This is a genomic window from Armatimonas rosea, from assembly GCF_014202505.1.
GTDB classification, from domain to species: domain Bacteria; phylum Armatimonadota; class Armatimonadia; order Armatimonadales; family Armatimonadaceae; genus Armatimonas; species Armatimonas rosea.
This window is the reverse complement of record NZ_JACHGW010000004.1, coordinates 76735-94719: the sequence shown is the minus strand read 5'-3', so window position 1 is coordinate 94719 and position 17985 is coordinate 76735. Positions and strand designations below refer to the sequence as shown.

Below are 17985 nucleotides of genomic sequence, written 5' to 3'. Positions count from 1 at the left end.
CTAGTCCAGCCTCTGCCAGCGCAGGGACTTCTGCAGGAGCGCCTCGGAGAGCGTCGTGCGCTGGGCAAGCTGCTGGCGTGCCGCTGCGACCCCAAGTCGGCTCGCCTGCGCGAATGCATCAGGGAAAAATCCGCTACAGCTCCCCCAGAGGTAGCCATAGGTCCCACGCCCACGCCCCGTGAGCCCGACCTTGGTGATGAGAAAGTGCTGCTGGAGCTGGACAAGCGGGGGCGTCTGGCTCGTGTTGGGGGGATACGGGAGGCTCTTCTTGGCGCACGGTCCCTGGGCCTCGATGTGCTCACACAAGGTCAGCGCGACTCGGGTGAGGCGGTTCTTCTCGTAAAGATCGCGCGGGTCACAGTCCCCCTGTGCAGCGATGAGGGTGGGGAGGAGCTCTAAAGACACAAAGACCGGAGTCCCCGCGCCCCAGAGCTGGCCGTAGTAGAGCCGCTTCTCGATATGAAGATCGTCTTTCCAGAACCAGGTGTGGAGCATCGCCTGATCGCCCCAGGGAGTGTTCTCGGCCACAGACGGCAGCGGCGTCCCCGGGCTCCACGCACAGAGCCCGACTTCGTTCACAAAGGCCACACACTCTTCGGGAGTCGAGATCATCGCACTCATTATAGCCCGATTTGCACTGTACAATGGGAGCTGTGTATGCCTCGCTGATCGTCAATGTGGAAGTCCCTGACCTTAAGCAGCCCTTGACGTATCGCGTCCCGGAGGACTTGGACGAGCTGACGGTGGGGGACTGCGTGGTCGTGCCGTTTGGCCGCCAAGAGGCGATTGGCTATGTCATCAGCCGGGAGGACGAGCCGCCCAAGGACCTCGACCCGGCGGTTATCAAGCCCATCAAGGCCAAGGTGCTGGGCGATGGCGCGAGCCTGCCGCGGGCGGTGCTCCAGACCGCGCAGTGGATGGCGCGCGAGTACCTAACCGACCTCGCCACCGCCGTCCGCTCCGTGATCCCCGATGCTCAGGCGGCCCACCTCACGCGCCGTGTCCAGCTCTTGTCCGGCTGGGAGGAGCGCCTTCCTGAGCTCACCACGGCATCGCACCGACTCGTGATCGAGACGCTGGCGGGGTGTCCCAGCGAGGCCGCGACCCTGGAGGAGCTGGCAGAGCTCGTCGCGAGCCGTGTGGACTCGCCGGTCAAGCTGCTCCGAGAGCGCGGGCTCCTCCGCGATATCTGGACGGTCGAGCCGCCACGCACGGGGGCACGGCGCGTGAAGGCCGCGCGCCTGCTGGTGGTCTGGGACGATGCCGAGGAGGCAGCGAAGGTGCGCGAGGCCAAGGCACCGGCACAGGCGAAGCTCCTTCGAGCGCTCGCCAGTGCGGGAGGTGCGATCGCGGTCTCGAAGCTGGTCGCGGAGGCGGGAGTCTCGCCCGCTGCGCTCAAGAAGCTAGAGGCCGACGGCCTGATCCAGACCGAGACCATCACCGAGCGCCGTCGCCCCTACTCGCTCAGCACGAGTGCCGTGGTCGCCCCAGAGCTCATGCCCGAGCAGAAAGTCGCGCTCGACGAGATCAAGCGGCGCCTGGACTCCCGCGCCCACAATGTCGCGCTGCTCTATGGGGTCACGGGCTCAGGGAAGACCGAGGTCTACCTGCGGGCGATCGCGGAGACTCGCCGGCGGGGGCGAACGGCGCTGGTGCTGGTGCCGGAGATCGCGCTCACTGCCCAGGTGGTCGATAGCTTTCGCAGCCGCATCGGCGACCGGGTGGCGGTGCTCCACTCCCAGCTCTCGGTGGGGGAGCGGCGTGATGAGTGGCAGCGGATCGCACGCGGCGAGGCGGATGTCGTGGTTGGGGCACGCTCGGCGATCTTTTGTCCCCTGCCCAATGTCGGCCTGATCGTGGTCGATGAGGAGCACGAGGGGAGCTACAAGCAAGACCAGCCCGCGCCCCGCTACCACGCGCGTGAGGTCGCGATCGCTCGTGCCCGTGCCACGGGAGCGACCGTGATTCTCGGGTCCGCGACACCATCGGTGGAGACCTTCTGGCGCGCCGAAAAGGGCGAGTACGGGTTTCTGCCGCTTCGGGAGCGTGCTCTCTCTCGCCCGCTGCCCAGTGTGGAGATCATCGACCTGCGCGAGGGCTTTAAGAAAGGCCAGCCGGCGCTCTTTGCTCCACAGCTCCTCGAAGGGATCACCGAGCGCCTCGCCAAGCGCGAGCAGACCATTCTCTTTCTCAACCGGCGTGGCTTCTCGATGTTCTTGCTCTGTCGCGACTGCGGCTACACCACCCGCTGCCCCAACTGCGAGGTCTCCCTCACCTACCACCAGCGCTCCGCGCGGCTGGTCTGCCACCACTGCAACTACGAGCGTCCCGCCCCCGACATGTGCCCGACCTGTAACGGCAACCGACTCCGACCCTTTGGGATAGGCACCGAGAAGATCGAGACGGAGATCAAGCTGGCGTTTCCCACCGCGCGGGTGATCCGCATGGACCGGGACACGACCATGGAGAAGAACGCCCACATGAAGATGCTCCGGCAGTTTCGCTCCGGCGAGGCCGATATCCTGATCGGAACCCAGATGGTCGCCAAGGGGCTGGACTTTGCGGGGGTGACTCTGGTGGGGGTTATCTCGGCCGATACCGCGCTCAACCTCCCGGATTTTCGTGCCAGCGAGCGGGCCTTTCAGCTCCTGACCCAGGTGGCCGGGCGCGCGGGGCGTGGGCGGAAACCGGGCCATGTGATTCTCCAGAGCTTCAATCCCGAGCACGAGTCGATTGCCGCTGCCGCCGAGCACGACTACGAGCTGTTCTACAAGCGGGAGATTGTCTTTCGGGAGGAGCTGGGCTACCCGCCGTTTGCGCGTCTCGCCAATATCATCGCCCAGGACGAAGACGAGCGCCTGCCGGAGACACGGCTCCGGGTCCTTGCCGAGCGACTGGGGGATGCCGAGGGGCTAAGAGTTCTGGGGCCAGCGCCGTGCCCGCTCTCGCGGCTCCGGGGCAAGTTTCGCTGGCACCTGCTCTTGAAATGCGCCGATGGAGACGCACTCCGCGCCCACGTGCGGCGCGGAATGCTCTCCCTGAACTCATCGGAGCGCTTTGGCTTGACAGTCGACCTCGACCCGATGAGCCTGCTCTAGCCTAGCGGTTCCAGGTGGTCGCCGCCAGGGTTCCCACCGTGTCGCCAACCGCAATCAGCCCGAGGCGCACGGGGTACTTTCCAAGGGTTCCGACATGGCCGACGATCCCCAGCGAGAGCTTCTTGCCCTCCCACTGGGCTGAGGCGACGAGCTTATTCTTCAGGAGCGGGACGGCTGCACCCGCGAGAAGCCGAGGGGCGCTCTCACTGCTGACCTTGGCAACTCCCAGGTAGCCCGACCAGGTGATCGGCCCCATGTCTGAGATCGTGCGCCCCGCTGTGGCGTAGAAAGCGGAGCCCTTGCCCCCAACGCTGCTGTCGTAGTAGCCGATATTCAGCGACGGCGACTCGACCGACTCGGGGGTGAGGGTGTAGTTGACATTCGGGCGCAACGTTGCCTGCTTCTGGAGATGCATCAGCCCCACGGAGAGCTTCTCCGTGACAGCGTAGCGGAGCACCGACTCCGTCTTGCCCCCGATAGCGGAGTTGGTCAGGGTCGAGAAGGCAAAGAGCCCCTTGTTGAGGATCGCCGCCTGTGAACCCACAGGCCCGACACCCGCCTGCTGTGCCGCCCAGCCCGCCGAGGGGGAGAGGGGGCCACCCGGGGCGCTCTGTGCCCAGGCACTCGATGCGCTCAAGAGAGAAACCACTGCGATGGGAAGTACTGTCTTCATAGCAATTATCATAGCAGACCGAGCGGGATATTGGCTAGGGAGAGGTAAACTGACCCTGATGTCCCGTGACCCCTACGCCGCTCTGCGCTCCCCCAACTACCGCCTCTTTGCCCTGGGCGGGTTTGCCTCGGCACTGGGCGGACAGATTTTCTCCATCGCCCTCGGCTGGGAGCTCTACGAGCGAACCCACGATCCGGGCGCACTGGGGCTCCTGGGGCTCCTTCAGGCGGTTCCTGTGGTCGCACTCGCACTGCCCGCAGGCGATCTGGCGGACCGAAAAGACCGGCGGGGGATTCTCCTCTGGACACTGCCGTTTGTCTTTTTCTGTATGCTGGGCCTTGCCTATCTCTCGTGGAGCAATGCGCCGCTCTGGAGCCTCTATGCCCTCCTCTTGGTGGAGGCACTCTTCCAGGCGACCGCCAATCCCGCCCGCTCCGCGCTCCTGCCGCAGCTGGTAGAGCAAGAGGACCTCGCCAATGCGATTGCCTGGAATACATCGCGCTGGCAGCTGGCATCGCTGGGAGGCCCGGCACTCGGTGGGTTCTTGCTCGCCATCTTCCATGTCGCCTGGCCGAGCTACGCCATCGCGGCGGGCGCACTGTTTCTCTTCTGGATCTGTGTGTTTTTCCTTCGCCCCTTGCCAATGGCGGAGCGCGAGGTGACCACGGAGGGAGTGCTGGAGCGCCTTGCCGCAGGTGCGGCGTTTGTGCGGAGCCAGCCCCTGATTCTCGCCGCCATCTCCCTGGACATGCTTGCGGTGCTCTTTGGCGGCGCGACCGCGCTGCTCCCGGTCTTTGCCAAGGACATCCTGGAGGTGGGGCCGACCGGCCTAGGCTACCTGCGTGCCGCGCCGGCGGTCGGAGCGCTGTGTGTCAGCCTGACGATCGCCTACCGCTCGCCGCTCAAGCGCGCTGGGGTTGCGCTCCTCTGGGCCGTGGCGGGCTTCGGTATCGCGACGATTGTCTTTGGGCTCTCCAAGAACTTCTACCTCTCCCTCCTGGCGCTCGCCCTGACAGGAGCCACGGACAATATCAGTGTGGTGGTCCGCCACACCCTGGTCCAGGCCACGACGCCACGCCACATGCAGGGGCGGGTCTCGGCGGTGAACTCGGTGTTTATTGGGATCTCCAATGAGCTGGGAGCCGCGGAGTCGGGCTATGTGGCGCGGTGGCTCGGGGCGGTGCTGTCGGTGCTGACCGGGGGGATTGGGACGGTACTCGTGGTGCTCGGGGTCGCAAAAAAGTGGCCCCAGCTCCAAGAGCTAGGGCCACTAGAGAGCCTTCGACCCGAAAAGGAGAGCTAGTGCGCGCCCTTGGCGGCTTTCTCCTGCTGGACCATCTTGTCCATCTCGGCCTTGATCTCTGCGGGGGTCTTGACCTTGCTGGGGTCGATTCCCGTGACCAGATTGCCCTGGGCATCCCGCTCGACCGAGGGCTCGGTGGATTTTTTCCAGAGCATCAGGCCAATTCCCAGCACCAGTACCGCCACGACCGCGATAATAACGCCCGTGGGAATCTCTTGTTTCATTGGTTCAGCGGCTCCAGCACCAGACGCACGAGATCGAGGAACTTGCCGTTCTTATACTTCGCGTGACCATCGGCAAAGACCGCGAGGGTCGCCCCATTGGCGTTCTCACCCGTGCCGCCAAAGCTGGCAGGGATCACCGCTGCATCCTTGACGGCGGCATGGGCACCGTAGGAGTTACAGAAGATCATCACGACATCGGCGGGACGAGCCACCGCTGCGATAGACTGCCCGGCAATAAAGTGGTTCTGCGGGTTCTGGTCGTTGTAGGGGGCGCCCAGCGACGGCCCTACCAGGCGTAGGAAGAGCTCCAGCGGGGTCATCCGGGGGGAGGGGGCCAGGCCGATGCCTCCCCAGGAGTAGCCGTAGGAGCCGTACTGGTTCATGGGGAGCCCCGACGCATCCAGGACCGGCTTCGACGGCTGGAGAGTGGGGCAGTTGAACAGCCCGAGGTTCTTGACATAGGGCTGAAGGGTGTAGTCGATAAAGAGCCCACGAATGCCATTCAGATTGGGCGTCACCCCCGCATTGGTCATCTGTCGGCTCAGTCCGGTCGCATTGTCGTTGTTGCGGCCGTCTTGCATGAGCCAGGGATAGGTCTCGTCGTAGTCCTGGACATACATGAGCATAGCGGTGCCCATCTGTTTCAGGTTGGAGAGGCAGGTTGTCTTGCGTGCCTGCTCGCGGGCACGGGCAAAGACGGGGAAGAGAATGGCGGCAAGAATGGCGATAATGGCGATAACCACTAAGAGCTCGATGAGGGTGAACCCTCGTTTGGGATGCGGTCGTAGCATCAGTGTTCGTTCCTCCTGGAATCAAGGCACGGAAGCGCTCCCATGCCCGTGGTCTAGGGTTCGACACTCGCCCTCAGAATTCCTTTGTGGCAGGTATAGGTATTCCCTGGTAGACTGAGCCGTGCTCCAAGTGGGTGATGACCTTCACCGACTGGTATTGAACCGACAGCTCTAGTAGATCGCCTGCTTCTCGCTCCCTCTGCTCTTCTGCTCGCTCCCGTGCTGCACTATATTTCCAGGTCAACAGAGGACAGATACTATGCGTATTTTCGTAGGGGGGCTCCCTTATAACACCAACGACGACAGCCTGCGGAAGCTCTTTGAGCAGTCCGGCACGGTCAGCGATGTCCATGTCGTGCAGGATCGTTTCTCGGGCGAGAGCAAGGGCTTTGCCTTTGTGGAGATGCCCAACGACGGCGAGGCACGTGAGGCGATCTCCCGGCTGAATGGCTCCGCTCTCGGTGGCCGCAACCTGACTGTCAACGAGGCTCGTCCTCGTGAAGAGCGCAGCGGTGGCGGCGGCGGCGGTGGACGCAGCGGTGGCGGCGGTGGTTACGGTGGAGGTGGTGGTCGCGGCGGGCGCTACTAGTTGAGTACTGCTCCGTTCTTGGGTGGACGACGAGAGATCGTGATTGTCTGCCCAGCCTGCGAGTTCCGCTCAAGCATCCCTCCGTCCGCTATTAGCCGCAACGCGTACTTCTGTTCGCGTTGCGGTAAAGCCGTGGAGCTCATGTCGCAGATTTCTCGTCAACAGGGACCTTCCCCCGATGGAGCGCCCGCGCCCCGTCGTGACAAGGGCACCTCGCGCTACAAAAGCGCTCGTAAAGGACGTCGTTAGTCCGGTCTTACCACCGGGCAAGCGGCAGAGAGATAGCTTCCTATGCCTGCCCCTGTCCCTATTCCCCCCGGTGCGGCGGCAGGAACGAGCGCCCCGGATCGCAAGCTCTATCTTCCCTACAGTACGTTGCCCGTACTGGTCGGCCCTGGCCGGGGGAAGATAACGTTCCACTGGTTCCGGGTCGACCGCACCGAGCCCATTGGTGACTACGCCCGCCTGATCCTAGGCTACCGTGCCCTCGCCGAGGACGCCGCACGCCGCGCGGAGCGCCTCGTCGATGAGCTCTTTCGTGAGGATGAGTTCCATCTCCTGCGCACTTACCTGGAGTCTCGCCACGGGGTCGAGGTGCGGACCGGAATGCTCACCACGCCCCTTACCTCCGTCAAGCCCGATACCTCCACACGCCTGGGGACACTACGCCCCTGGCACATGGAAGGTGCCGAAGAAGCATCGGAGATCCTCCTGCACCGGCTCACCGACGATGAAAACTACGGCTTGCCGTTTGCGGTCTGGGGAGCCTACCTCAGCACGACCCGTCCCAGCCGCGCCGTATAGTATAGTAAGAGGGTGAACCCAACCCTCCTGCTTGCCACGGTCTGTGGCGCTCTGTTCTTGCTCGTGATCGCCCTCGCCCGCCGCATCCGCCAGCTCTCCGAGCGCCTCGATGCCGCCGACTTTCAGCAGCGCTCCCTCTCCACAACCTACGGCCGCATCACCGAGCAGTGGTTTCCCCTCATGGACCAGTACCCCTACGACCCGCAGGGCTTTCGCTTCCTTGGCACGCCCATCGACGGTGTGCAGTTCGAGGACGACCGCATTGTCTTTGTGGAGTTCAAGACAAACAAAAGCCAGCTCTCGAAGCTGCAGAAGCACTACCGAGAGCTGGTCGAGGCGGGCGAGGTCTACTTCGAGGAGTTTCGTTTCACCGACAACGGCTGAGCGTCCCTAGCCAAACCGCCCATTGATGTAGTCGTCGGTCTCTTTCTGGCTGGGAGAGCTGAAGATCTTCTGTGTGGTGGTGAACTCTTTGAGCTCACCCTTGAGGAAGAAGCCCGTGTACTCGGAGACACGCGCCGCTTGCTGCATGTTGTGGGTCACGATCACGATCGTGTAGTCCTTGCGTAGCTCGTTGATGAGCAGCTCTATCCGGTGGGTGGAGTTCGGGTCGAGCGCGGAGCAGGGCTCGTCCATGAGGAGCACCTCGGGCGAGACCGCTAAGGCGCGGGCGATACAGAGCCGCTGCTGCTGACCGCCCGAGAGCGCGAGTGCGGACTGCTTCAGCTTGTCTTTGACCTCGTCCCAGAGCGCGGAGTGGTGCAGGCACTTCTCTACCAGCTCATCGAGCTCCTTGCGCCCCCGGTGGGTTCCGTGAATCCGCGGTCCATAGGCAATGTTATCGTAGATACTCATCGGGAAGGGATTCGGCTTCTGGAAGACCATCCCGACCTTCTTGCGTAGGAGCACCACATCGACACGGGGATCGTAGAGGTTCTCGCCGTCGAGAGTCAGCTTGCCCGTCAGCCGCGTGCCATCGATCAGGTCGTTCATCCGGTTGATGGTGCGCAAGAACGTGGACTTGCCACAGCCCGACGGTCCAATAAACGCGGTGACACTCTTGCGGGCAATCGGGAGTGTGATCCCCTTGAGTGCCTGGAAGCTCCCGTAGTAAAAGTCAATATTCTCCGCCGCGATACAGATGTCCTGAGGGAACTCGGGGAGGTCATGTGCATCGATCGATGCGATCACGCTCGGGAGAATCTCTTCGTCTTTACTGTTGTTTACGTTCATCTTCAGCTCTATTTATCTTCCTGCATGCGGTTTCTCGTGCTTAGGCGCGCGATAATGCTCAGACAGAGCACCATCAGGATCAGCACCAGCGCAGCCGCCCAAGCGATCTGGTGGTGTGTCTCATCAACATCAGTGGCGTACTTGAAGAGGCGCAGCGGGAGTGCGTCCATCTGCCCATCCATCTTGCCCATAAACTCATTGCCCAGGATCGTGAAGATCAGCGGCGCGGTCTCTCCCGCCACACGGGCCACGGCGAGCAAAATTCCTGTGAGGATCCCCCCACGCGCCGCCGGCAAGACTACCGAGACCATCGTGCGCCACCGAGTCGCGCCCAAGCCTAGCGAGGCCTCGGATAGCGCGCTAGGGACGAGCCGCAGCATCTCTTCGGTCGTGCGCATGATCAGCGGGAGCATCATGATCGCCAGCGCGACACCGCCCGCCCAGCCACTGTAGCCCTTGCCGGGAAACGCCTGGGAGATCGGGAGCACGAGCGCGGCGTAGACAAAGATACCAATGACGATCGAGGGAATCCCATTGAGCACATCGGTGAGGAAGCGGACCGTGTTGGCGAACGTCCCCTTGGACTCCTGCTGGTAGATGCCGCCCATGATCCCAAGCGGCACCGCGACTGCACACGCCACCGCCAGGATCTGTAGGGTTCCGCGCAGGCTCTGTGCGAACCCATCCCCATCCCCCGAGGCGACCGTGAAGAGCTTGAGGTTGAGGTGCCCCAGGCCACGCTGGGCGAGGAAGAACAGCACGAGACCCAAGACGAAGATTCCGACAAGGGCGGCGAGGCTACACAGAGTCAGCATGAAGAGGCTCTGCGCGCGGCGGAGCTTGACCCGACCATCTGCTGCGTAGAGGCTCATTTATTGACGCTCTTTCCGGTGTAGCGCACCAGCAGGCGGGCACAGGTATTGACCAGAACCGCCACCACGAAGAGCACGAGGCCGATCTCGATCAGCGCGGCGGTGCTCAGGCCGGGCTGCGCCTCGTTGAACTTATTGGCAAGCGCGCTGGACATCGTGTAGCCCGGCTCGAAGAGGTTGAAGCTGATCCCCGAGTCGGTCTGGGCGGCTTGGTTGCCGATGAGCATAGTCACTGCCATGGTCTCCCCAAACGCGCGCCCCAGCCCGAGCATGATGGCACCGATAATTCCGGAGCGGGAGTAGGGAAGCACGACCCGCGAGATGGTCTCCCACTTGGTTCCGCCGAGGCCATACGATGCCTCGCGCTGTGCCTTGGGGATCGCCTGCAAGATATCGCGGCTCACGGCGGTGATAAACGGGAGGATCATGATCGCGAGGATCACGCCGGCGGCCAGCATCGACGGCCCATAGCCCGCGCCTTGGAGGAGGGGAATGTGCTTGTCGGCCAGCGGGGTCATGAGGCGATCACGCAGAAAGGGAATGAGCAGAAAGATCCCCCAGAGGCCGTAGACCACCGATGGAATCGCGGCGAGGAGCTCGATCAAGAACGTGATCGGAGTACGGAGCCACTTGGGGCAGAGCTCCGCCAGGAAGATCGCTGCGCCGAGACTGACAGGAACGGCCAGAAGCAGGGCGATCAGCGACGAGTACAGGGTACCAAAGAGAAACGGCCAGATCCCGTAGGTTCCCGCCGCATCGTCCCAGACCGACCCCGTGACAAACTTAAAGCCCGTTGCCTGGATGCTCAGCCGGGACTGCCAGGCCAGAGTGGCGGCAATCCCGACGATAAGCAAGAAGAGGATGAGCGCGGAGAGGCTGAGCACACCCAGGTAGACCCGGTCACCCAGGCGGCTCTTGCTCTGGGCGTTGTGTATACTGGGTGTGTTCATCGTGCCTTTCGAGAAGGACAGCGCCACGAGGGGCTAGCCTCCGATCTTCGCCAGTGCTGCCAGAGCGCGCTGCTGAACCGGTGCGGGAAGCGGGGCATAGTCGTACTTGGTGGCCGACTTCTGACCCGTGGTGAGACACCAGCGGAGAAACTTCTTGACCTCAGGCTTGGCATCGGGGTAGACCAGGATCCAGGTGAAGCCGGAGATGGCGTAGCCCTCAGCATCGCTGGTGTTGGTGATCATGGCACGGAAGTCGGAGGGGAGGCGCACACTGGTGGCCGCCTCAGTGACCGACTTCAGGCTGGCCTTGATAAACGCCCCCTTGGCGTTCTGGACACTGGCGTAGCTGATCTGGTTCTTGTCCGCAAACGCGGCCTCGATATAGCCAAAGGCTCCCGGAGTCTGCTTGACCAGCGCCGCCACACCCTGGGTCCCCTTACCGGCGATACCGGGCTTGGGCCAGTTGACTGCCTTCCCCTCACCGACACCGCTCTCAAACGCGGGGCTGACCTTGCAGAGGTAGTTGGTGAAGATCGCGGTGGTTCCCGAGCTATCGGCGCGGCTGACCGTCACGATGCGGGTCGGGGGGAGCTTGACACCCGGGTTGAGTGCGGCGATCTTGGGGTCGTTCCAGGTGTTGATCTTGTGCAGGTAGATATCGGCGATCACGGCCCCCGTGAGCTTGAGCTCGGTGACTCCTTGGATATTGAAGGCGGGGACAACCCCACCGATACACATCGGGAGGTGCAGGATTCCCGGAGCGCCCTGGAGCTCCGCGGGGCTCATGGGGCCATCGCTCGCCCCAAAGTCGACGGTCTTGGCCGTGATGGCCTTGATCCCACCGCCAGAGCCGATTCCCTGGTAGTTCACGGCTGAACCGCCGGCCGCCTTGTACTCCTTGGCCCAGTTGTTGTAGAGAAGCTCAGGGAAGGTCGCGCCGGCACCAGAGATCTGGGCCTGGGCAACTCCCGCAATGGCAAGCAGTCCGCAGACTGCGAGGGATGCTGTGGTTTTCTTGTTCATGTTGTTATCTTACGTTTCGTCTGCACGCGTTTTGTTAACTCAGGGTTAAAACTTGACCTGAACCTCAAAGGTGTAGAAGGGAGTGTGGTTCTGGAAGTCCGGCTTGCCGGGGAGTGCCGGGTTATGGATGGGGTCTTCGTACCAGAGGCGCAGACGGGTCACGGCATCGACTTGGTAGAGCAGACCGGCATGGATACGGGACTCCTCAAACATACTCTTGCTCACTCCCTGGATATTCGGAGCGGCTGCCGTCCCTAGGTTGATCTGGCTGAATGCGCCGGTCTTGGCGGGGTTGGCATTGCGGTTGTAGTACTCGTAGGCGGTGACGACCTTGAGCTTGGGCAGAGTCGGCTTACCCGGCTCGACCACAACTGTCCCGAAGTGGCGGTTCATCTCCACATACCAGCCCTCGACCTCAGCGTTGTCCACATAGGCATAGAACTCTTTGGGGACGACGGTCTGGTTGCTCCCGACCTGTCCACCATGGCCCTTGACATACTCAAACTTCAGCTCCGACGAGCTCCCGACAGCGTACTGGGTGTCGAAGCCAAAGAGGTGGCGCCGGCGCTCCCGGGTACTCAGGACCACCGGGTTGTTGCTTGCATTGAGCTTGGTACCGTCAGATGCCGTGGTGGGGGTCTCGGTTCCCACTAAGCCGATGTAGCCATTTGCCGCCACCTCTGTCCCAAAGGTCGAGCCATCACCGTCGTAGGCGGAGACCCCGACGCGCCAACCAGGGGTGACTTGCTTGCCGATCTGCCCGATAAAGTCCTTCTTGCGGCCTAAGTCGTTGCTAACCACGCCATTTCCATTGAAGAGCCCCATGTGGAACTCGTAGGCATTGAAGAGCTTCCCCTTGAGCGATGCGCCTTTGTCGTAGTCCTGGTTCACAAAGAGACCAGGGCCGGCATCGGAGAAGGCGATGTAGCGCTCCGGGGCGGAGCGATCACTGGACGAGTACGGGAGGTAGTGACCAAAGGGGGTGACGCCCTGCCCTAGCCACATGTCGGCCTGAAACCAAGGCGTGACCCCCGGATTCTTGAGCTGGAAGGGGAAGTTTTTGACGATCACATAGGCCTCTTTGACCGTCAGCTCCTGCGCGCCTGCGGTCGGGGCCGTACGGGCATCGAGCTGGATGCGGTAGCCACCACGCGTGGGCTGGCCCTGGGCATTGACCAGATCGCCGCGGAAGTTCAGACGTGCACGCCGCACATGGAACGTATCGCGGTCGCCGCCATTTCCTCGGGTGGTATCCTGCGCGACATTCTCGGGGGCGCGGAGCGGGTCCTCAGTGCCACGGCGGGAGTAGCGCGCCTGGATATAGCCATCCGCCTTCTTGGCATTGAGGATATTCAGCTGAGCTTGGTGCGCGGCCCCAAGGATCTTCATGTCCTTGATGTCCTGCTCAAAGTCCACCATCTTGGTGTCGAGCGCATCGAACTTGTCTTGTAGGGCCTTGAAGTTGGTGTTCATCACCAGTAGCTCCGGCAAGAACTCTTTGATCAGCTTGCGCAGCTCCGCCACTTCGTCCGACGAGAGCTGGACTTCTTTGAGAGCGTCTACAGAGAGCTTCAGGGCATCCACTTCCGCCTTGGTTGCGGTAGGGGCCTTGGGCGTGGTCGGCTTGGGAGCGGCGACCTTAGGCGGGTTCACCTTGGGCGCTTCGATGACCTTGACCTGAGTCTTGGCAAGGTAGTCCAGCATGCGCTTAACCAGTGATGCCATCTCGTAGCGCGTCAAGGTGCGTTCCCCTAGGTACTTGCCATTGGGGAAGTTCTGGATCAGGCCCTTGGAGATCAGGTCTTGGACCGCGGGGTAGGCCCAGTGGGTTGCAGGGACATCGTCGGGAGCCTGCTGTGCAAAGCCAGCAGCGGGCAGGGCGAGCAACGCGGCGAGCCCTACCATCCTATTAAGAGAGTTTTTCATTCCAGTGGGAGTTTAAGAGCACATCCACTCGTCCGTGTTAAGTACAGATTAACCCACGAAAGCTTAACAATTCATGTCCTTTTGGCTGATTTATTAACAAATAAATAACAAATCGCCGTTGAGGAGCTCCTCAACGGCGATGAAGGCATTGGTGCGGGGGGTTAAAACTCGACCTGTAGCTCCCCGATCACTTGCCCAAGCTTCTTGCGTGCGGCAGTGCCTGCGGCCGCCGATGGGTCGTAGGGAGTGAGGCCCTGAACATACCAGAGGCGCAGGCGGGTTCCGGGGGCGAGCTGGTGGAGGACGCCGCCTTGGAGGGTCTTGCGCCGGTACTCGCCCGGTGTCAGGCCCGCGACGGTCTGGTTGGTCGGATCGAAGACATCGTAGGTGAGAGAGGCGACCGTGTGCGGGGCGATAGGCTGACGCACGGTGGCATACCAGGCATGAATGTTGTTTCCCGCAAGATAGAGAGAGCGATCGGGGGTGACATCGTAGCGACCATCGATTCGCTCGTAGCGTAGCTCGGTGCCATTCTTGCCCACCCAGCGGGTTTCGAGGGCCGTCACCCGGCGGGCGGCGTTCTTAAAATCGGCGACCGTGGTGCCGACCGGCGCGGCGGCACGGGCGGGCCACTGGCCATCGTAGCGCGAGCCTCCCACAAAGACATCTCCCTTCGCGGCAGGAATGCGCTGCTCGACTCGCCCCATGAACGTCAGGTTGCCATTGATGGGCCTCTGCCCGTTGTTGTCGCGGCCCTCGCCGTTGTAGAGACCAAAGTAGCTGGTCGCACGCTTGGCCTTGTAGCTAAACATCGCCCCCTGATCGCGGTCCTGGTTCAGCAGAAAGGGAATCACCGTCCCCGCCGTGACCGTCCCCCCGGTCGCTGAGACCGTGTCTTTAAAGATGAAGTTGGCGTTGCTGCTGTCCGAGAAGCCTAGAGCGCGCTCGGGCGACTCTCGCACACGGCTACTCGACGGCAAAATGTAGGTGAACTGGGGCGGAAACTGCCCAACGCGTAGCTGCCAGTTGTGGGGCAGACCACTCTTAATATCGGCGTACATATCGCGGAGGTGAAGCGGGCCGACTGAGCCAAAGTCGAACTGGAAGGTAAAGGCATCTTTGGGATTGAGTGCGCCATCAACCTTGAAGCGCCCTCGTCGCAAGATAAACCCTTGCGATGCACCGCCCACATGGGGCGCCCCGACGGTCGGCCGTGGTCCTGTGCCGCCTGCACCCTGGTTCTTAAAGAGGGCTGCATCTCCGAGGAGAGCATCGTAGCGAAGCTGGAGGTAGCCACTGAACTTCAGCTTGGAGAGCAGATCGAGTGCCTTGACCTGCTCTGCGGTGAGGGCGGGTGGCGCACTGTTCTTGGTCTGGGCCGCGGCAGGGTGGGCACCGAGAAGGGCAAGGGCAAAGAGAGGAGCTGTATTAAGAATCGTCTTCATTTCGGCAAGTAGTTTAAGAGGCGAATAAGAACGCTCTGTTAAGAGTGAGTTAAATATCGGTCTCTTAATCTAAATCGCCCCATCATCAGGAAAGGTTAACATTTGCTTAACAGAGTCCGGTAAGGGAGATGGCATGATAGGGAAAAGGAGTCAGATAGAAATAGATTTATGGACATCGCAACAATTGGCCTGCTGGGGCTCTGCCTGGTGATCGCGCTGGGCTTTGAGTTTGTTAATGGATTTCACGATACCGCCAACGCGGTCGCGACCGTGATCTACACACGCTCCCTGAAGCCGACCGTCGCGGTACTCTGGTCCGGGCTGGTCAACCTGCTTGGGGTCCTGAGTGTCTTTGGCGCAGGAGCCGGAGTCGCCTTCAAAATCGTGGGCCTGCTTCCCACCGACCTGTTGGTGGGGGCGAGTGGCGCGATGGGGATCTGGATGCTCCTCTCGATCCTGATTACTGCAGTGCTCTGGAACCTGGCTACCTGGTTTGTCGGGCTTCCTGCATCCAGCTCGCACACGCTGATAGGCTCTATCACCGGAGTGGGGATCACGTGGGGCATGCTGGCGCACAAAGATGTCAACCTGGAGAAGTTCTACGACACACTAAAAGGCCTGGCTCTCGCGCCCCTGGTCGGGTTTGGGGTAGCGGCCTTGATCTTCCTGGCGATGAAGCTGATTGTCAAGCGCCCCGAGCTCTTCCAGTCGCCTGAGGATGTCGATAACATGGCCCCGCCGCCCTGGCCGATTCGTTTGATGCTGATTGGGACCTGTACCGGGGTGAGCTATGCCCACGGCTCCAACGATGGCCAGAAGGGGATTGGCCTGATGATGCTGATCCTGATCGCCCTGCTCCCCGGCCAGTTTACGGTCAACCCTAACTTCGGTGCGGAGAAGATCGCCAGCACGGTCGCGGTGGTAAAGCAGGTAGAGACCCTGGTCGAGAGCCCCGCGCTGGCCTCCGTGGAGAAGGCTGCTGAGGCCGACAAGCGTCTCAAGAAGATCGAGTCGCTCCTCGCCAACCGTGCGAGCCTGAGCGAGCTTCCCGCCGCCGATCAGGCAGAGCTCCGCAAAGAGGCACTCAAGGCCGCCTCCGCCCTCAAGAAAGTGGCAAAAGAGAAGGGGCTCAGCGCCGACGACAAGGACCTCTTGGAGAAGGGGCAGAAAGAGATCAAGGGCACGGTGGAGTTTGTCGCACCCTGGGTGACAGTCGCTGTGGCGCTGGCGCTGGGAGTGGGGACGATGTTTGGCTGGAAGCGGATCGTGGTGACGGTCGGGGAGAAGATCGGGAAGGCCCACCTCACCTACGGCCAAGGTGCCGCCGCGGAGCTCACCGCGATGCTGACGATCATGGTCGCCGATAAGCTCGCCGCTCCCGTCTCCACGACGCACATTCTCTCGTCGGGAATCGCGGGGACGATGGCGGCCAATAAATCGGGGCTTCAGCCCAAGACGATCCGAAATATCCTGATCGCCTGGGTGCTTACCCTGCCCGTTACCATGGTGGTCTCCGGCTTGCTGTTCTGGCTCACTGCGGGGCGGTTTATCGGCGGGCATTAGTCGCGGGCATTAAAATACCCGCCTGATGAAAATAGAGCGTCCCGTGGACGCAGGAGAGTTAGGTTTCCTGCGTCCACGGGACGCTCTTGTCTTGAGCCGGGGTCTTCAGCCCCCAGCAATCCCCAGCAGCTAGTCCCGGTCTTCGCGGTCTTTGGCGGCCTTGCGGCAGATGATCTTGAGGGGGGTCCCTTCCAGGCCATAGGTCTTGCGGAGCTGGTTCTCTAGGTAGCGCTGGTAGGAGAAGTGCATCAGCTCTGGGTCGTTGACAAAGAGGACAATGGTCGGAGGCTGAACCGCCGCCATGGTCGCGTACTTGACCTTGAGGTTTCGTCCCTTGGTCGTGTACGGGCGGGAGTCGACGGCATCGCGGATGAGCCGGTTGAGCTCGCCCGTGGGGATGCGCATCGAGTGGTTCTCTGCGGCATGGATCGCGGTCTCTAGAAACGCACCAATCCCCGTGCCCTTGAGTGCGGAGCAGAAGGCGACCGGCGCATAGCTACAGAACGGCAGCTCATCGCGGAGGGTCTGGGTGAGGATGCGCATGGGGTTCTTGCCCGCGTTCTCCTCCAAGACTCCCTTGCGGCCCTCGTCCCACTTATTCACACAGATCACACTTGCCTTGCCGGCTTCGTGTGCCATCCCCAGGACGCGCTTATCGCCATCGCGGAGGCCTTCGATGCTATCGATCACCGTGACCGCGACATCGCAGCGCTCGATCGCGCGCTGGGCACGGAGCACGGAGTAGTACTCGACCGTCCCCTGGATCTTCCCGGAGCGCCGGATGCCTGCGGTGTCGATCAGCAAGATGCGCTTGCCCTCGAACTCAAAGTAGGTGTCGATGGCATCGCGCGTGGTTCCGGCAACCGGGGAGACAATCGTGCGCTCCTCACCAAGAATGGCATTGACCATCGACGATTTCCCGACATTCGGGCGGCCGACCAGCGCGATCCGCACGGTCTCATCCTCGTTGTCCTCTTCGGTCTCGGGGGGGAACGAGGCGACGACCTCATCGAGAAGGTCTCCCACACCGCGGCTGGAGATGGCCGAGACCGGGTAGATCTCGCCCAGCCCGAGGCTGTAGAACTCCATCGCGTCTTGGTCGCGGTTGGGGTTGTCGGACTTATTGACCACCACAAACAGCGGGACATCCACGACACCACGGAGCTCATCGGCTAGCTCGATATCGTTGGGCGTGATTCCCTGCGATGCATCGCAGAGCATGAGGATAACATCTGCCTCCTCCATCGCAATCTCCGCTTGGATACGTACCTGGGCCTGCATGGGATCGTCCTCGTCCATGCTGATTCCCCCCGTATCGATCAGGGTGTAGTTTCGTCCGTTCCACTCGCCCTCGGCATAGAGCCGATCACGCGTAATTCCTGGGGTGTCCTCGACAATGGCAATTCGCTTGCCGGTGAGGCGGTTGAAGAGGGTGGACTTGCCGACGTTGGGGCGTCCAACGATGGCGACAATCGGTTTAGGCATAAAACG

General features: G+C 62.0%; 17 protein-coding genes. 6 read left to right on the top strand and 11 right to left on the bottom strand.

Annotation, left to right across the window (positions count from 1 at the left end; translation table 11 throughout):
• Window positions 1-612 (bottom strand): AlkZ-related protein, encoded by a 612-nt coding sequence (locus tag HNQ39_RS19810; protein ID WP_184200751.1) that lies wholly within the window; start codon window positions 610-612, stop codon window positions 1-3.
• A gap of 32 nt (window positions 613-644) precedes the next feature.
• Here HNQ39_RS19810 and priA point away from each other — a divergent pair, with 32 nt between their 5' ends.
• Entirely contained in the window at window positions 645-3098 is a 2454-nt protein-coding gene (gene priA, locus HNQ39_RS19805; RefSeq protein ID WP_184200747.1) for a primosomal protein N', read from the top strand.
• A 1-nt stretch (window position 3099) separates the two neighbouring features.
• Here the strand turns inward: priA and HNQ39_RS19800 are convergent, their stop codons facing one another.
• Complete coding sequence (locus tag HNQ39_RS19800) at window positions 3100-3771, bottom strand: hypothetical protein (RefSeq protein WP_184200744.1); 672 nt, start codon at window positions 3769-3771, stop codon at window positions 3100-3102.
• Between the two features lie 58 nt (window positions 3772-3829).
• On the opposite strand from HNQ39_RS19800, the gene HNQ39_RS19795 reads away from it, so the two are divergent.
• Window positions 3830-5074 (top strand): MFS transporter, encoded by a 1245-nt coding sequence (locus HNQ39_RS19795; protein WP_184200741.1) that lies wholly within the window; start codon window positions 3830-3832, stop codon window positions 5072-5074.
• Here the strand turns inward: HNQ39_RS19795 and HNQ39_RS19790 are convergent.
• Both HNQ39_RS19790 and HNQ39_RS19785 read right to left on the bottom strand, forming a co-directional pair.
• A complete protein-coding gene (locus HNQ39_RS19790) occupies window positions 5071-5298 on the bottom strand; it encodes a hypothetical protein (RefSeq protein ID WP_184200738.1) in 228 nt (75 codons plus the stop codon). The genes HNQ39_RS19795 and HNQ39_RS19790 overlap by 4 nt on opposite strands.
• Entirely contained in the window at window positions 5295-6089 is a 795-nt protein-coding gene (locus HNQ39_RS19785) for a type II secretion system protein (RefSeq protein ID WP_184200735.1), read from the bottom strand. The genes HNQ39_RS19790 and HNQ39_RS19785 overlap by 4 nt, the downstream gene beginning before the upstream one ends.
• 259 nt (window positions 6090-6348) lie before the next feature.
• Between HNQ39_RS19785 and HNQ39_RS19780 the strand changes: the two genes are divergently transcribed.
• From HNQ39_RS19780 to HNQ39_RS19770, 3 genes are all read left to right on the top strand, one after another.
• Window positions 6349-6678: an RNA recognition motif domain-containing protein gene (locus tag HNQ39_RS19780; RefSeq protein WP_184200732.1), complete on the top strand. Its 330-nt coding sequence runs from the start codon at window positions 6349-6351 to the stop codon at window positions 6676-6678.
• A gap of 291 nt (window positions 6679-6969) precedes the next feature.
• Window positions 6970-7482, top strand: coding sequence for a hypothetical protein (locus HNQ39_RS19775; protein WP_184200729.1), 513 nt, complete (start codon window positions 6970-6972; stop codon window positions 7480-7482).
• Between the two features lie 12 nt (window positions 7483-7494).
• A complete protein-coding gene (locus HNQ39_RS19770) occupies window positions 7495-7866 on the top strand; it encodes a Holliday junction resolvase-like protein (protein WP_184200726.1) in 372 nt (123 codons plus the stop codon).
• Window positions 7867-7872: 6 nt separating this feature from the next.
• Here the strand turns inward: HNQ39_RS19770 and pstB are convergent, their stop codons facing one another.
• The 6 genes from pstB to HNQ39_RS19740 form a co-directional block, all read right to left on the bottom strand.
• Window positions 7873-8715: a phosphate ABC transporter ATP-binding protein PstB gene (gene pstB, locus HNQ39_RS19765; protein ID WP_184200723.1), complete on the bottom strand. Its 843-nt coding sequence runs from the start codon at window positions 8713-8715 to the stop codon at window positions 7873-7875.
• An 8-nt stretch (window positions 8716-8723) separates the two neighbouring features.
• Complete coding sequence (gene pstA, locus HNQ39_RS19760) at window positions 8724-9587, bottom strand: phosphate ABC transporter permease PstA (protein ID WP_184200720.1); 864 nt, start codon at window positions 9585-9587, stop codon at window positions 8724-8726.
• Window positions 9584-10537: a phosphate ABC transporter permease subunit PstC gene (gene pstC, locus HNQ39_RS19755; protein ID WP_184200716.1), complete on the bottom strand. Its 954-nt coding sequence runs from the start codon at window positions 10535-10537 to the stop codon at window positions 9584-9586. The genes pstA and pstC overlap by 4 nt, the downstream gene beginning before the upstream one ends.
• Before the next feature lie 33 nt (window positions 10538-10570).
• Entirely contained in the window at window positions 10571-11560 is a 990-nt protein-coding gene (gene pstS / locus HNQ39_RS19750; protein WP_184200713.1) for a phosphate ABC transporter substrate-binding protein PstS, read from the bottom strand.
• A 45-nt stretch (window positions 11561-11605) separates the two neighbouring features.
• Complete coding sequence (locus HNQ39_RS19745; protein ID WP_184200710.1) at window positions 11606-13486, bottom strand: S-layer homology domain-containing protein; 1881 nt, start codon at window positions 13484-13486, stop codon at window positions 11606-11608.
• Window positions 13487-13647: 161 nt separating this feature from the next.
• Window positions 13648-14931, bottom strand: a complete 1284-nt coding sequence (locus HNQ39_RS19740) for a porin (protein ID WP_184200707.1) — start codon at window positions 14929-14931, stop codon at window positions 13648-13650.
• 168 nt (window positions 14932-15099) lie between these two features.
• Here HNQ39_RS19740 and HNQ39_RS19735 point away from each other — a divergent pair, with 168 nt between their 5' ends.
• A complete protein-coding gene (locus HNQ39_RS19735) occupies window positions 15100-16494 on the top strand; it encodes an inorganic phosphate transporter (RefSeq protein ID WP_184200704.1) in 1395 nt (464 codons plus the stop codon).
• Window positions 16495-16623: 129 nt separating this feature from the next.
• Here the strand turns inward: HNQ39_RS19735 and der are convergent, their stop codons facing one another.
• Window positions 16624-17979: a ribosome biogenesis GTPase Der gene (der, locus tag HNQ39_RS19730; RefSeq protein WP_184200701.1), complete on the bottom strand. Its 1356-nt coding sequence runs from the start codon at window positions 17977-17979 to the stop codon at window positions 16624-16626.
• Window positions 17980-17985 lie beyond the last annotated feature (6 nt).